This is a genomic window from Alteromonas gracilis (assembly GCF_002993325.1).
In the GTDB taxonomy this organism is placed as follows: Bacteria; Pseudomonadota; Gammaproteobacteria; order Enterobacterales; family Alteromonadaceae; genus Alteromonas; species Alteromonas gracilis.
On the sequence record NZ_PVNO01000024.1, the window covers coordinates 222,743 to 237,365 of the forward strand.

The 14,623-nt window shown below is 45.0% G+C and carries 13 protein-coding genes and 1 riboswitch; of the genes, 9 read left to right on the forward strand and 4 right to left on the reverse strand.

Annotated features, from left to right (window positions below; translation table 11 throughout):
- Positions 1-16: 16 nt before the first annotated feature.
- Both C6Y39_RS08035 and C6Y39_RS08040 read left to right on the forward strand, forming a co-directional pair.
- Positions 17-784 (forward strand): class II aldolase/adducin family protein, encoded by a 768-nt coding sequence (locus C6Y39_RS08035; RefSeq protein ID WP_105930751.1) that lies wholly within the window; start codon positions 17-19, stop codon positions 782-784.
- Positions 785-902: 118 nt separating this feature from the next.
- Positions 903-2,087: a mandelate racemase/muconate lactonizing enzyme family protein gene (locus tag C6Y39_RS08040; RefSeq protein ID WP_105930752.1), complete on the forward strand. Its 1,185-nt coding sequence runs from the start codon at positions 903-905 to the stop codon at positions 2,085-2,087.
- A 113-nt stretch (positions 2,088-2,200) separates the two neighbouring features.
- On the opposite strand, the gene C6Y39_RS08045 is transcribed toward C6Y39_RS08040, so the two are convergent.
- The gene (locus C6Y39_RS08045; protein WP_105930753.1) at positions 2,201-3,076 is read right to left on the reverse strand and encodes an amidohydrolase family protein; all 876 of its coding nucleotides are present in this window, start codon (positions 3,074-3,076) and stop codon (positions 2,201-2,203) included.
- A gap of 127 nt (positions 3,077-3,203) precedes the next feature.
- Positions 3,204-4,100 (reverse strand): SDR family NAD(P)-dependent oxidoreductase, encoded by an 897-nt coding sequence (locus C6Y39_RS08050; protein WP_420808456.1) that lies wholly within the window; start codon positions 4,098-4,100, stop codon positions 3,204-3,206.
- 170 nt (positions 4,101-4,270) lie between these two features.
- Between C6Y39_RS08050 and C6Y39_RS08055 the strand changes: the two genes are divergently transcribed.
- Positions 4,271-6,031, forward strand: coding sequence for an acyl-CoA dehydrogenase family protein (locus C6Y39_RS08055; RefSeq protein ID WP_105930754.1), 1,761 nt, complete (start codon positions 4,271-4,273; stop codon positions 6,029-6,031).
- Between the two features lie 239 nt (positions 6,032-6,270).
- Here the strand turns inward: C6Y39_RS08055 and C6Y39_RS08060 are convergent, their stop codons facing one another.
- Positions 6,271-6,816: a DUF3016 domain-containing protein gene (locus C6Y39_RS08060; RefSeq protein ID WP_105930755.1), complete on the reverse strand. Its 546-nt coding sequence runs from the start codon at positions 6,814-6,816 to the stop codon at positions 6,271-6,273.
- Between the two features lie 110 nt (positions 6,817-6,926).
- Complete coding sequence (locus tag C6Y39_RS08065; RefSeq protein WP_105930756.1) at positions 6,927-7,298, reverse strand: hypothetical protein; 372 nt, start codon at positions 7,296-7,298, stop codon at positions 6,927-6,929.
- Positions 7,299-7,729: 431 nt separating this feature from the next.
- On the opposite strand from C6Y39_RS08065, the gene ccoG reads away from it, so the two are divergent.
- From ccoG to C6Y39_RS08090, 6 genes are all read left to right on the forward strand, one after another.
- Entirely contained in the window at positions 7,730-9,160 is a 1,431-nt protein-coding gene (ccoG, locus tag C6Y39_RS08070; protein WP_105930757.1) for a cytochrome c oxidase accessory protein CcoG, read from the forward strand.
- Positions 9,157-10,140, forward strand: a complete 984-nt coding sequence (locus C6Y39_RS08075; protein WP_105930758.1) for a serine/threonine protein kinase — start codon at positions 9,157-9,159, stop codon at positions 10,138-10,140. The genes ccoG and C6Y39_RS08075 overlap by 4 nt, the downstream gene beginning before the upstream one ends.
- A gap of 58 nt (positions 10,141-10,198) precedes the next feature.
- Positions 10,199-10,324 (forward strand): hypothetical protein, encoded by a 126-nt coding sequence (locus C6Y39_RS18955; protein WP_276309290.1) that lies wholly within the window; start codon positions 10,199-10,201, stop codon positions 10,322-10,324.
- A gap of 261 nt (positions 10,325-10,585) precedes the next feature.
- Positions 10,586-10,847, forward strand: a riboswitch (cobalamin riboswitch).
- Positions 10,848-10,937: 90 nt separating this feature from the next.
- Positions 10,938-12,860: a TonB-dependent receptor plug domain-containing protein gene (locus tag C6Y39_RS08080; RefSeq protein ID WP_105930759.1), complete on the forward strand. Its 1,923-nt coding sequence runs from the start codon at positions 10,938-10,940 to the stop codon at positions 12,858-12,860.
- 422 nt (positions 12,861-13,282) lie between these two features.
- Positions 13,283-13,915 (forward strand): thiol:disulfide interchange protein DsbA/DsbL, encoded by a 633-nt coding sequence (locus C6Y39_RS08085; protein WP_105930760.1) that lies wholly within the window; start codon positions 13,283-13,285, stop codon positions 13,913-13,915.
- Positions 13,916-14,003: 88 nt separating this feature from the next.
- The gene (locus tag C6Y39_RS08090; protein WP_105930761.1) at positions 14,004-14,594 is read left to right on the forward strand and encodes an HD domain-containing protein; all 591 of its coding nucleotides are present in this window, start codon (positions 14,004-14,006) and stop codon (positions 14,592-14,594) included.
- Positions 14,595-14,623: the final 29 nt, after the last annotated feature.

Sequence of the window (14,623 nt, forward strand, 5' to 3'; positions counted from 1 at the left end):
AAAAAGGAGAACTGGCTTGTTTTCACTGCCGACCCTAAGCCTTAAAGGCAAAGTATCTGAACAAGAGTGGAATACACGTGTCGATTTGGCCGCTTGCTACCGCTTAGTTGCAGACATGCGATGGGGAGACCTTATCTACACCCATATATCTGCGAAAGTTCCGGGAACGGATCACTATCTAGTTAACGCTTTCGGCCTTGGGTTTGATGAAGTCACGGCCTCAAATTTAGTGAAAGTTGATTTGGCAGGCAATATTCTAGACGACACGCCTTACGGCATAAACCCTGCGGGCTTTACAATTCATAGTGCGATCCACGAAGTGCGACACGACGCGCAGTGTGTCATCCATCTTCATACTCTGGCTACAATATCGGTAGCGTCAGTAAAAGGTGGGCTCAAACCGTGGAGCCAATATTCTATGTTCTCTTTGCCGTCGCTGTCTTATCACAGCTATGAAGGATTAGCGGTGGATGAAAGCGAGAAAAAGCGCCTTCAAGATGACTTGGGCGATACTAATCACATGCTTTTACCTAATCATGGTGGACTCACTCTTGGTCCAACCGTCGGCGACGCCTTTATGCGCTTCTACGACTTACAACGGGCCTGCGAAATTCAGCTAGCGTTAATGCAATCGAATGAGGAAATCATTGAAATACCGCAAACTATTATCGACGGTATTTATGCTCAGGCAAACGTTGTCCACAGCGGCGAAACCGGTGGACAAAAAGCATGGCCTGCAATGCTTAGAAAAGCGTACAAGTTAGATCCAAGCTTTTGCGAATAACGATAGGTTATTCACACTCTTTTGCGATGATGGGCTGCTTTTCTAACGAAAGTAAGACGGTCAAACAGCGTCTACTCGTCATGCGCTCACTTACTCAAACAGGAATTGTTGTAACACTATGAAAGTAACCAAAGTAGAAATTTTTGATATTGAATGCCCTAAACGCCCTCAGTGGAACCCTGTTTTTGTGCGTGTATACACAGATGAAGGGATAACTGGGGTAGGTGAAGCGGGTCTTGCTTACGACTGGGGTCATAGCGCAGCAGCCCATATGATTAAAGAGATTGCTGAGGCTATGCTTATTGGTTTCAACCCTTTCCATACAGAGCTTCTCTGGTCGAGAATGCTGCGTGAGGGCTTTTGGGGCCTTGGCGGCGGGCCAGTTATTTATGCGGCAATGAGTGCCATCGATACAGCACTATGGGATATTAAGGGTAAAGCACTTGGCCTACCGGTTTATGAATTGCTTGGTGGAAAGACTAACGGCAAGTTACGCAGCTATGCTAGCCAGCTACAGTTTGACTGGGATAAAGAAGTCACCAAGCTCAATGACCCTGCTGATTATGCCCGAGCAACAGAGAAAGCCCTTAAAGACGGTTATGATGCGGTTAAAGTAGACCCTATTGTTTACGATAAAGACGGCAACACCCACTTTGACAGAACAAAACTCTTCACTAAACCTGAGCTTAAGCTTTTCAAAGCAAGACTTCAGGCCATTCGAGATACTATGGGTGAAGATGGCGACATCATCTTCGAATGCCACAGCTTGTTAGGCGCATCTACCGCTATACAGCTAGGCGATATTGTAGAAGAAATTGGCTGTTTATATTATGAAGAGCCAGTGAACTACCTGAACTCAAAATTACATGACAAAGTGGCTAAAAACGTTAACGTACCTATAGCGGGCGGCGAGCGTTTGTATCATCGTTGGGATGTTCGCCCTTATCTTGAAGACCAATCTATTGATGTTCTACAACCAGATGTAGGCCTGTGTGGTGGTTTTACAGAAGCCAAAAAAGTGTGTGATTACGCAGATATTTACGACGTGCGAGTTCAAGCCCACGTTTGCGGTGGTCCAGTTGCCACAGCAGCTAGCCTGCACTTAGAAACAGCTATTCCTAATTTCTTGATTCACGAGCACCACACTTACGCGATAAAAGACTGGAACCGTGAGTTGTGCATTCAAGACCCTCAGCCGGTAAATGGTTTTATAGAAGCCCCAGACACGCCGGGAATTGGCATTGATTTAAACGACGAGGTTGTCTATCGCTCACCGCATATGACAGTAACTGAGCTAAAATAATCTGCGTAAGCTACGGGCAAAAATGTTGGCTTAATTATAAAGCGTACAGCTGGCCTATTGTTCTTTAATAGGCCATTCGTTAGCAAACTTTTATAGCATCGATCTAATACCCGTTAAACGATGTCGTACCAGTGCTTAGCGTTGAGTGAGAATAACGCCGCTTTTTGTTCTTCAGATAGCGGCGCTGTTATATCTAAATAGCCTTGCCATAACTTTTCATAAGGCATACGCCACTGACAAAGCGGATAATTACTGGCAAACATTAGCTGGCTTATTTCTACCGTTTCTAACAGCGTGTTTAACACGAATGACGCCCGCGGCCATTGCCAGTTGCGCTCCTGCATTTCTAAGCCTGAAAATTTAAACGCCACCTGCCCTGTTTCAGCTAAATAGCGTAAATTATTACGCCACATTTTAAATGCCAAGTGCGTAGTAGAAAGCGGTGCTACAGCACAATGATTTACCACAACTCGCAAAGTCGGCTCTCGTTCAAGCACATAGAGTAACGAGCGAACAGCATGAGAATCGGCTAAATCAAACTGGGCGTCGAAACTTAACCCTCGGGCAGCCATATGCCTAAGCCCCCACTGAACGTCTGGCCTTCGCAAAAGAGAGCTAGCATCATCATCTAGAATATGGCGCAAGCCTCGCACCGATGAGTAAGTTTTCAATTTATCTATATGGCTACCGACATCATTGCTCGTTAAATCGATGCAGGCAACCGACCGAAAAGGCAGTGTGCAATGGCGTTCTAAAAAGGCAATTTCTCGCCATGGCCGTTGATTATCGAAACCGGCCTCGATATGAACAAACCCTGCAAGCTGCCCTCGCGCTGCACGCCAAAGGTCGTTCTCAGCGGTATTCTTGGCAATAGCGCTTTTATCAGGCCAAAAAGGCATATTAGACGGCTTTAACCAGTGATACTGCCCCTCGCTCAAGGCAAATAAATGAATGTGCGGATCTATCCACAAAGGTAAATGCTGACTCACTTTACGTTACCTTGGTTATGATGCTTAGCTGTGATGCCTGGGCTCAAGCATATGCCTAACGTTAAAATTGAAGCACGGTAGAGGTTTGCTCTTCAACGCACTACCTGCTTTCAAACACACCGCTTGACTATTGTGCGGTATAGCCGCCATCAATAGCGTATAAGCTCCCCGTAATAAAGGAGGCTTTGCTGCTGCACAAAAAGTAAGTCAATTCAGCGACGTCGTCTGGCTGGCCCAATCGGCCAATGGGCTGTGCGGCGGCTTCTTCGGCTACCACGTCATCCTTATTTGCCCCTGAGCGAGCTACATAATTGTCGATAGCGTTATGAAAAAGTGGCGTTTCAATAGTTCCAGGGCACACTGCGTTTACGCGAATATTGTACGTCGCGTAATCAAGCGCTGTCGTTTTAGCCATAGACGCTAGCGCCCCTTTGCTTAAACCGTAAGCAAATGAGTTTCGCTTGCCCACAAAAGACTGATCAGAGCCCATCACAACGATAGCTCCACTACCTTGTGCTTTCATTGTGGGCAAACAGGATTTTATCGCGCCATAGGCCCCTTTGATGTTTAGGTTTATGACTTTATCAAGCAAGGCTTCATCCGTATCCTCGATGGTTGCTGATACATGTATACCCGCGTTACACACCAGCGCATCTATGCGCTTATAGGTAGCAAGAACCTCGCTTATTGATGATTCGATGTTTCTGACTACGCTCACATCGCAGGGCTTCCAAAGGCAATTAGATAACGGTTGCTCGAAGTCTCTGATATCAAGATTAATCACATTGTAACCGTTTTGACTGAACAACTTACAAACTGCATAACCAATCCCAAGACTCCCACCAGTTACAATGCAAACCGGGCGATGATGACGTTCGTCTTTATTTAAAGCACTGTTGATTGCCGCGTTTGTACTATCCGAATTACCTGATGACATATTATTGTGAACCACGTTTTGTCTAACTTTTATTTCTATGGCGTAAGCATGCCAGTGAGAAAGATAAAAGCAAGTAAACTTAGTCATGTTGCTTTATTGATGGGAATGGCTTGCTCAAACCGAAACCACCAATGAGCTTACGAACATATTTATCATTCACATTTATTATTAACTTTCCTTTAACGGGCTATTACGGCTAGGCTTTTTGTGACTATAATAGGCAAAATTAAAACACCTGTTTGAAAAAGGAGTCATCCATGCCTCTATACCATGCCCCTACAACTGACTTTCAGTTTTTATTAAAAGACTGGCTTGGACTTGATGCTCATTACGAAAAGTTGGGCATAAGCGACTTTGACTGCGAGTTAGCCAATGAGATTATTGCTCAGGGTGCTAAATTTGCGTTAGATGTTGTAGCCCCACTTAATCGAGAAGGCGACGAAGAAGGTTGTAAACTGGAAAACGGCAAAGTAACCACCCCTAAAGGTTTTGCAGATGCCTACCAAGAATATGTCGCTAATGGATGGAATGCGATGTTAGGCTCTGCCGAATATGACGGTCAAGATTTGCCTTATACCATGGCTGTTCCAGTTCACGAAATGCTCAACGCCGCCAACCTTAGCTGGCGTTTAACGACCATGCTCACAGAAAGTTCAACCCTTGCGGTAACTAAACACGCCAGTAAGGAACTCAAAGATATCTATCTTGCTAAGCTTATTAGCGGTGAGTGGACAGGCACAATGAATCTGACTGAGCCACATGCAGGAACGGATTTAAGCTTACTTAGCACGAAAGCCGAACCACAAGGCGACGGCAGCTACAAAGTGACCGGTAACAAAATATTTATTACCGCTGGCGATCACGACTGGAGCGCTAACGTTATCCACCTTGTATTAGCACGCCTACCTGATGCACCTAAAGGCGTAAAAGGGATAAGTCTGTTCTTAGTGCCCAAGTTTTTACCAGACGCGAACAACGAACCAGGTGAAGCTAATAGCCTGTCTGTGGGGAGTATAGAGCATAAGATGGGTATCAAGGCGAGCCCAACATGCGTGATGAACTTTGATGGTGCTACAGGCTACCTTGTCGGTGAAGAGAACCAAGGCTTAGCTTGTATGTTTACTATGATGAACGACGCCCGCTTCCAAGTAGGCTTACAGGGCCTAGGTGCTGCTGAAGCGTCGTATCAAGGTGCGCTGACGTATGCCCGTGAACGTGTTCAGTCCCGCGCGCCACAAGGCATTCAGAATCCAGAGGGTAAAGCAGATCCTATCGTATTTCAGCCCGATGTAGCGCGCATGCTGCTCACTCAGAAATCACTGATTGAAGGCTGCCGTGCTTTATCACTTTTCTATGCCAAATTTATGGACGTTGAGAAACACGCTGAAGGCCAGGAAAAAGAAGATGCTGAGAAGATACTTCAGTTTTTAACGCCAATTTGTAAAGCGTTTATGACTGACATGGGACTTGAAACCACCAGTCTGGGTGTTCAGGTATTCGGTGGACATGGCTTTATTCGCGAGTGGGGCATGGAGCAGCTAATGCGAGATGTGCGCATTGCGATGCTATATGAAGGCACTAACGGTATTCAGGCGCTAGACCTCATCGGCCGTAAATTAACCCGTGATGGCGGCCAGATGATGGAAGCGACCTACAATGCATTCAGCGCACTAGTTAACGACATCCAAGACAGTGAAGCAAAGAACTTGGCTCAGGGTATTCTAGACGACTGGCGCGCCTCGTCAGCTGATTGCCTCGGCATGGATGCAACTACCGCTGCATCGGCTGCCTGTGACTATCTCGCCTACAGCGCTTATTCACTTATCGGCGTACTATGGTACAGCATGGCTGATAAAGCACAGCACTCAGAAAACGCGGTACTTGCTGCATCGAAAATGAAAACTCGGAATTTCTATATGGAACGTATACTTGTACGTCGCGATGCACATAAAGCTGCGTATAAAGCAGGTCCAGACAGCACCCTTGCTATTTCAGGTAACGAATTTGACTATTTGTGATAACTAAATAGTCAATTGTAAATTGCTAAAGGCCCAAAATAGTTGGGCCACGCATACAGAAAAGGTTACGTTTACGTGACCTTTTTAATAGTTACAGCGGGATGGAAACACTTCGCTATTGCTAACATTTCAAGTAGTACTCTATAAGTGTACCTTTGAAATAAGTGTACCTTTGAAATAAAAGTACACTTGAAAAGTTACGATATCTCTCGTTAAGCGCAACCCAAGCTCAAAAAAGCTTAATTTGTTGCTGCAACTTGGGTTGCAAACGTATCTGAAAACCAATCGTTGAGCATTGCTTTTTCATAAGACAATGATTCTGTGCGATTACGACGAATATTCGACTCCATGAAGTCCATATCTTTAAGTTTAATTTCTTCGCCGCTCACAATGATCTGCCCATCGGCGTTTGCTAAGGTATAGCTAAACGTCATACGCGGTATATCTATACGCTTTATGATGCGAACATCACTACCAGCCCCGTTACCAAAGCCAACAAACTGACTTGGCCACACTTGCCCGGCCAAGTCGACGTTGGTCACCGTCATAGACAACACTTGCGAATCAGGTAAATCCTTAGCGAGCTCAACGATGTGGGATTCAAGTTCTTCAAGTGTGCGCTCCCGAAAGCGTTTGCGTGACTCATTCGTGGGCCTGATGTCGCTGTAAGACTCTGGTTCTTCCCACGTGATTTTAACCTCTGCCGCTTGTGTGGGAGCAAAAACAGCAAGTAATCCGACTGCAGCTGCGCAGCCCAAACAAGAAAAAGTACGTAATTTATTCACTTTAATGCTCCTAAATTCAGTCATTTAAACCGTAAGTTAGCAAACAATGTGAAATCGGTTATTCAATTCACTACTCGCAGATAAAGAAAAGGCTTATGAACTTGCATAGTCTAATCTGGCTTTGCGACCTGCATAACTGGCGACTGTTTAATGATTAGGCAAAGTTGAGCGCGTTTAGTTCCCGAAAAGTTAGGGTTTATGTCATCATTTTCACAGTAGGTGTGATAAAACCGCTTTACGCTCGCTGAGTCCGCAGTAATTTGTTGAATGTAACTCTGCTGATAAGGTTTTAAAGGGCTGAGCTTTCCACTAATGTCTTCCTGCAAATTAGTCAGACTTTCGCGCTCAGCTGCGGTAGCAATAGATACGAGCCAATCAGACACGGTATTTTGAATATCTTCAAAAAGATACTGAACAAAAGGAGAGCGCAAAACTAAGATTAATACGATGATCTCAGCGGCGATGATAAAAAACCTTAACATGACTTCTCAGCTAATTTCGATAGGCGTTTACGACAAATGGCGCCAACTTTTCTACAATTTTCGAAGCGGTGTTTATGCAAGACCAACTTCGGATTTTATGAACCTCACTGTACACGATGCAGTCAGTCATTGACCATATTAATGTTAAAGATATTAGGGTGATACCTGGTTAATTGTAAATACTGAGAACTATACTCATGTATGCTAATCGGCAATGAGCATCTTGAGTTACTCACCGTATTGCTAAGTTGACACTGACAACACAAATTAGGAAATAAAGCCCTACTTTACGCTAAATTTCGAAACTTTCAGTATTGACTGAAAGTTCCGAAAGATTCACCATACGCCGCATTATTGATCTATGTTAAACATGATGGTGTGAACCACGTTATACTGCGCAGGCAGTTCGCTACATCATATAAGGTTAAGCTATGAATGAACAAATACCGGTAAAGACCGTTACACCGGTAAAGGTACATAAGCCTAAAGGAGCCACTGAGGGCAAACGCCACGACTCTCGTAGCCGTATCTATGTCCGTGCAGTTCAAGGCCCACTTGAAACGTTCAGACGATTCTTTGGGCTCTTTTTTCTGGCCCTTTTCGCCGTAATTCCGTGGATTCAGTACAACGGTCATCAGGCGGTGCTTCTTGATATTGGCGAGCAACGTTTTACGATTTTTTCGCTTACCCTATGGCCCCAAGATCTTACACTGCTGGCCTACATATTTATTGTTTCTGCCTTCGCCCTCTTTTTTGTTACTACGTTTGCTGGTCGAGTCTGGTGTGGGTTTATGTGCCCGCAAACAACGTGGGTCTATATTTATACATGGTTCGAGGAGAAGTTCGAAGGGCCACGAAATAAACGCATCGCGCTTGACGCCCGCAAAATGGATACGGATAAATTTCTACGCAAAACAGCCAAGCATACCGCATGGGTGTTAGTGGCGCTTTTAACGGCATTAACCTTTGTTGGCTACTTTACGCCAATTGATGCATTGTTTATTGACTTTGTAACCTTCAACACCGGTTTTTGGGCAGGTTTTTCCGTTATATTTTTCGCAGTTTGTACTTATGGTAATGCGGGTTACATGCGAGAAATTATGTGTACACACATTTGCCCCTACGCGCGTTTTCAGTCGGCCATGTTCGACAAAGACACCTTCACTGTTTCATACGACGCAAAACGAGGTGAGCAGCGCGGTCCTCGACCTCGAAAACTTAGCCACGAGCAGGTCCAAGAAAAAGGATTGGGCGACTGTATCGATTGTAATTTGTGTGTGCAAGTGTGCCCAACCGGTATCGATATACGCAATGGCCTTCAGTACGAGTGCATTAATTGTGGCGCGTGTGTAGACGCTTGTAACGGTGTTATGGATAAAATGGGCTACCCCAAAGGGCTTATTAGTTTCACTTCCGAAGAAGAATTGGCTGGAGGCAAGACTCACATTATTCGCCCCAAATTAGTGGGTTATTTTGTCGTGCTTCTTGTTATGACAGGTTTATTGGTTGCCAATATCTGGACGCGCAGCCCAACGGAAGTAGACATTATTCGCGACAGAAATTCATTGTACCGCGAGACAAACGAGGGTCTTATTGAAAATGTTTATACCATCAAGGTACTCAACAAAACTCAGCAAACCCAAACCTACTCAATCGCTATAAAAGGCCTACCGGATTATCAATACATTGGTGAGCAGCAGGTGACAGTTGCCGGAGGCGCGGTTTACAGTACACCGATTTCAGTTGCAACTGATGCCTATAATCTGGAAGATACGGTTACCGATATTTTTATCAGTGTAACCACCACAATTGATGGGGAAACGGTTACGGTTGATGAACCAACGAAGTTCCTTTATCGATGACAGACTTTTCTTTCTCTGGGCTTAGCCCAGATACCATATTAGATGCCCTGGAAAGCCAGGGCATTTTTCTTCAAAGCGGCTTGTTAGCGCTTAACAGTTATGAGAATCGTGTTTACCAATTTCTTGCCGAAGATGGTATGCGTTATGTAGCCAAGTTCTATAGACCAGGTCGCTGGAGCGACACTCAAATTAACGAAGAGCATGAGTTTGCTCAAGAACTCATAGAGAATGAAATTCCTTTAGCCGCGCCTATTGCCATTAACGGCAGTACACTGCACCATCACAATGTCGGTGAGACCGACTACCGCTTTGCTCTGTTTCCCTCTGTTGGCGGAAGACAATTTGAAAACGACAATCTTGATCAACTCGAGTGGATGGGCCGTTTTATAGGTCGAATTCATCGTGTCGCTCATTCCAAAACATTCACTTCTCGCCCTTCCATTGATATTGAAAGCTACCTCAACGAGCCAAGAAACGTGCTCGAGCAAAGTACTTTGCTACCAGATCATTTAAAAACCGCATTTTTTGCCATCTTGAACCCCGTTATTTCGGCCACTAAGGAGGCATATAAGCCTACGTCTTCTATTCGTTTGCATGGCGATTGTCACCCAGGGAACATTTTATGGCGAGACGGCCCTACGTTTGTTGACCTTGATGACTGCCGCATGGGGCCTGCTATACAAGATCTGTGGATGATGCTGAGTGGAGATCGTCAGCAGCAGCTTTTACAATTAGATACGTTGGTAGAAGCCTACGAAGAGTTTCACTCTTTCGATTCCAAGCAGCTTGTGCTTATCGAACCCCTTCGCGCGATGCGTATGGTGCATTATATGGCGTGGCTATCTAGACGCTGGAAAGACCCTGCCTTTCCTCGCGCATTTCCTTGGTTCGCAGAAGACAAATACTGGGAAGGTCAAATTCTTGCCCTAAAAGAACAAATGTCAGCCCTTCAAGAGCCAGCATTGAAGCTTGGCTATTAAATGATTCAGGTGCGGCATTTTGTTTCACCTGCATCATTATACCAATCCGCATAGAAAAGTGCCCACTCAGAAGGCGCTGGCAAGTTTCCTAGCGAAGCGTGGGAATGCAGGAATGGCTGTTCCCTTTCAAGTTCCCAGAATGAAGCTAGGAAGCTTGCCAGACCTTCCCGAAGGGCGAGTTTAAAATGTCCGTACTCTTTGTTGTGTCACCTTGATGTAGAACCACTATACCTGCGGTAACACGCCGCGATTACGAACATTTTAACTCTCGCTGAGTGGGTAATTATCTATGCGGATTGGTATTATCCCTCTGATGCGGACCGTAGGTTCGTTCGACACGGTTACTATTTAAACGCATAGTTACGCCTTGTTATTACAGTTCACAGAACTAATAACAAGGTGAAAGGCGTGATAAATCATATTCGCTATCACATTGCACTTTCTCTATAATCGGCATCGCTTAGGTGCCCTTCTCCCTCGGATTAACGACGGCGACAAGGGTTAAACGGGAAATCAGTGAAACGCTGATGCTGCCCCCGCAACGGTAAACTCAACGCTATGTCGTTTTCTTTTCAAACGCCACTGTCTTTGTAAGTGCTAGCGCAATACTGCGTTGGTAAGCACTAATTGATGGGAAGGCAAAAGAACTATCACTTATAAAGTGCTGGTGAGTAAGCCCGGATACCGGCCTGTGCTTCATGGTGTTGTTTACTTATTGTGACTTAATAATCAGTAAACAAAACACTTCCCTAAAACATGTACTCGGGCGGAGTACATCAAAGATATTATAAATAATCATGCGTACACATTTTAATCACGCAGCGCTTAGTGCTGCGGTTCTCTCGTGCTTTAGCACACCTGCTTTTTCTCAACCCCTAGATCAAAGTATTGAAACACTTACGGTAACGGGTACCCGTTTACCAATTCCGATAACAATGCTTCCCAGCTCTGTTTCTGTACTAACCGAAAGCGACATTAAAGCGTCAGGAGCACTGCAGCTGACTGACCTCATCCGCGGCCTGCCGGGTGTAAGCTTAGCTCAGTCAGGCAGTCCGGGCGGCCTGACTGAGGTGCGCGTCCGCGGTGGCGAAACCAATCATTTACTTATTTTAATTGATGGTGTTGTTTCTAACGATGTAGGTCAAGGTAGTCTTGTTGACCTGGCACACCTTACCAGCGCGAATGTGGTGCGCATTGAACTGCTGCGTGGCCCTCAAAGTGCACGCTGGGGTAGCGGTGCTGTTGGTGGCGTACTGAGTATCACCACCAAGTCTGGCCAATTTGCTGCGAACACGTCTCACGTGGATTTCTCTGCGTCAGCGGGCACGCAAGGAACACTACAAGGCAGTATGAATGCTCGTTCTCAAAGCGAAAATGTTGGAATATCCGCTTATGCCAGCTATATCAAAACTGATGGAGACAATGTGTCTCGCGTTGGCAATGAAGATGACGGCTATGACAATATGACCGCTGGCATTAACCTCAACTATGCCGCCACGTCTGAACATACTATCATCGCAAATATGCGTACCGTAGACTATGAAAACGACTACGACGGCACTGACTTTGCTACCACTGGGCTCCCCACTGACACCGATAATGTGACTGATGGGTCACAACTTAGCGCCAAACTGCGCTGGGAGTTTACCCCTGAGCATTCGCCATACCGTTCCGCATTAAGCGCCCATTACCGCAAAGACGAGAACGACAATACAGAGGTAGGCGCTGAAGCAGGGGGCACAACTGGCGAGCGCATTGAGTTTAATTGGACAAGCTTTTACACCGTTAAAAACTGGGACTTTGCTGGAGGCATTGAATATCTTCAACGACTCTTCGACCAGCGCGGTCCCATCAATTTTGGCGATCCTAATCAAAAGCAGCACGATAATACATACAGTGTTTTTGCTGAATCAAACGGTCAATTAACTCGATATTTAACCGCTACACTAAGCGCTCGATACGACAACAACAGTGAATTTGATAATGCGGTCAGCTATCGCGGTGGATTGAGCTGGCAATTAAATAATCATTACACTCTGTTTACCAGCTATGGAAGCGCTGTTAAAACGCCTACCTTCACAGAGCGCTTTGGCTTCTTTCCTACTAGTTTTATTGGAAACCCGAACCTAGAGCCCGAAACTAGCGAAGAATGGGAAGTAGGTGTTAAAGCAAACTGGAAAACAATAACTGGGCAAGTTAGCGTTTACACGGCTGATTTAGAAGATGAAATTAACGGTTTCGTTTTCGTTCCAGAAGCAGGAGCATTTAGTGCTGACAACATAGACGGAGACAGTACCCGAGAAGGTGTAGACTTGGAAATTAACTGGAACAGTGGCTACGGACACATCACGGCAGCTTACAGTTATTTAGATGCAGAGCAAACTGATAATGGTATTACCACAAGGGAACTTCGCCGGGCGCAGCACCAAGGCTCACTTACTTACAATACAGATTTTGGCACCGACAAATTCAGCTTCTATACTAAGTTCGCGTATACAGGTACTCATTACGATACCTTCTTTCCGCCATTTCCAGAACCATCACAGACGTTAGCGCTGTCAGCGTATACCCTCGCTACCGTCAATCTTAGCTACCAAATTGATGACAAATGGCAGGTTTCGCTCAAAGTCGATAATGTTTTTGATACCGACTATGAAGATATTGTGGGCTATGCAGGACAAGAACGCCGAGCATTATTATCGGTTAACTTCAGCATGTAACAAACTGAGACATTAATTAAAAAGGCTATATCGAAAGGTATAGCCTTTTTACACAGGCTTTTTATATAGCGTTCACTATTTAAAAACGTGTGAACAATACAACACTAAGCTCAAGTATCCGCCCCCCCTTCCCTCCTATAACGGGATGCACACCTGATTCATGTTTCATTCATCTTGATACTTTTACACTTATTTAAGTAAACGCACAGCTTATCGTCTTGAACCGGCCCTTAATTAAATATTTTGGCGAAGGTTACTTAAGACTTTATACTTTGTCGCTTTGGTCACTCTAGGGTTTGAATCCCATTTTTTGGTGAGCTTATCGCGTATAAGGGTTTGAAGAACAACAGAACCTAGTTAAGCGAACAATGCTGTGATAATCTCATCGCAGAATAATAGTTTTAAATATAGGATCTTATTCCATGAAAAAGTTTGCAGTAATGTTTGTCATGGCAATGCTTTTGCCACTAACGGCCTGTGCCCAAGAAACCGCGTCTAAATGGAAAGAAGGCACGCACTATAAAGTGCTTGATAAAGAAGCCACAGATAAGCCAGTTATTACTGAGTACTTCTCTTTTTGGTGTCCACATTGCTTCCAATTTGAACCTATCGTTGCGCAAATTAAAGAAAAGAAAAGCGACGGCACCAAGTTCAATAAAGTGCACGTGAACTTCATGCGCTTCACCGGGCCAGAAGTTCAAGACGATGCCACTAAAGCTATGCTTATTGCTCGCGCTATGAAGCAAGAAGACGCGATGAACGGTGCTATTTTTAACTATATTCACAAACAGCGCGCCTCTGTAACCGGCCTTAAAGACCTTCGTAACATCTTCGTAGTAAACGGCGTGGATGGTGAAGAATTCGATAAAATGGCGAAAAGTTTTGGTGTGAATAGCATGTTGCGTAAGAATCAGCAGCAAATCGATGAGTACCGTGAGCACCTAACCGGTGTACCAAGCTTCATTATTAACGGTAAATATCAGCCAACTTTTACCTCTGATATGACCTTCGATGATATCGCTGATCTAATTGTGTGGTTATCTGAACAGAAGTAGTTGCCCTCAAGCAATCATCTCCACGTTACACCTCTACATTACAAAATGGGCGCTCAGGCGCCCATTTTTTACGCCTAGGAGCCTTTCCATGTGTGCTGTAAGCGAATTTGCCGAATTTATTTGTGAACTAGATAAACTTAAAGCAGTTAAGCGCCAAATTACCCTTCCTTGTGACAACTATCGGCAAGAAAACTCAGCAGAACACAGCTGGCACGTTGCGTTGATGGCAAACATGCTAAGCGACTATGCAGCCAAGCCTGTTGATGTTACCCGTGTTATTCGCATGATTCTTATTCACGACATCGTAGAAATTGATGCTGGCGACATGTTCGCTTTTAACCACCAGAGCGACCATGACGCACAAGCTGAAAAAGAATTAGCAGCGGCTAAACGGATATTTGGCTTACTTCCAAGTCCACTGGATGATGAAATGCTCAATTTATGGCTTGAGTTTGAAGCCGCAGAAACCGCCGATGCAGAATTTGCTAAAGCCATGGACCGAGTACTTCCTGTATTTCAAAACATGAAAGACAATGGGGGAAGCTGGAAGCGTCACGGTATTGCAAGAGAGAAAATTGAGGCGCGTAATGCCCATTTAAAATCTTGCGCACCAGCGCTGTGGGACTACGTTTTGCAGCAGCTAGATACTGCCGTTGAAAAAGGTTGGCTAAGTCAATAATGACTAAGCCAACCTAAATTTGATGTAGC

What these genes read in the sequence shown, in the direction of transcription:
- C6Y39_RS08040 (WP_105930752.1), top strand. Translation starts at nt 903, where the DNA reads ATGAAAGTAACCAAAGTAGAAATTTTTGATATTGAATGCCCTAAACGC.
- C6Y39_RS08050 (WP_420808456.1), bottom strand. Translation starts at nt 4,100, where the DNA reads ATGACTAAGTTTACTTGCTTTTATCTTTCTCACTGGCATGCTTACGCC.
- C6Y39_RS08055 (WP_105930754.1), top strand. Translation starts at nt 4,271, where the DNA reads ATGCCTCTATACCATGCCCCTACAACTGACTTTCAGTTTTTATTAAAA.
- C6Y39_RS08065 (WP_105930756.1), bottom strand. Translation starts at nt 7,298, where the DNA reads ATGTTAAGGTTTTTTATCATCGCCGCTGAGATCATCGTATTAATCTTA.
- ccoG (WP_105930757.1), top strand. Translation starts at nt 7,730, where the DNA reads ATGAATGAACAAATACCGGTAAAGACCGTTACACCGGTAAAGGTACAT.
- C6Y39_RS08075 (WP_105930758.1), top strand. Translation starts at nt 9,157, where the DNA reads ATGACAGACTTTTCTTTCTCTGGGCTTAGCCCAGATACCATATTAGAT.
- C6Y39_RS08080 (WP_105930759.1), top strand. Translation starts at nt 10,938, where the DNA reads ATGCGTACACATTTTAATCACGCAGCGCTTAGTGCTGCGGTTCTCTCG.
- C6Y39_RS08085 (WP_105930760.1), top strand. Translation starts at nt 13,283, where the DNA reads ATGAAAAAGTTTGCAGTAATGTTTGTCATGGCAATGCTTTTGCCACTA.
- C6Y39_RS08090 (WP_105930761.1), top strand. Translation starts at nt 14,004, where the DNA reads ATGTGTGCTGTAAGCGAATTTGCCGAATTTATTTGTGAACTAGATAAA.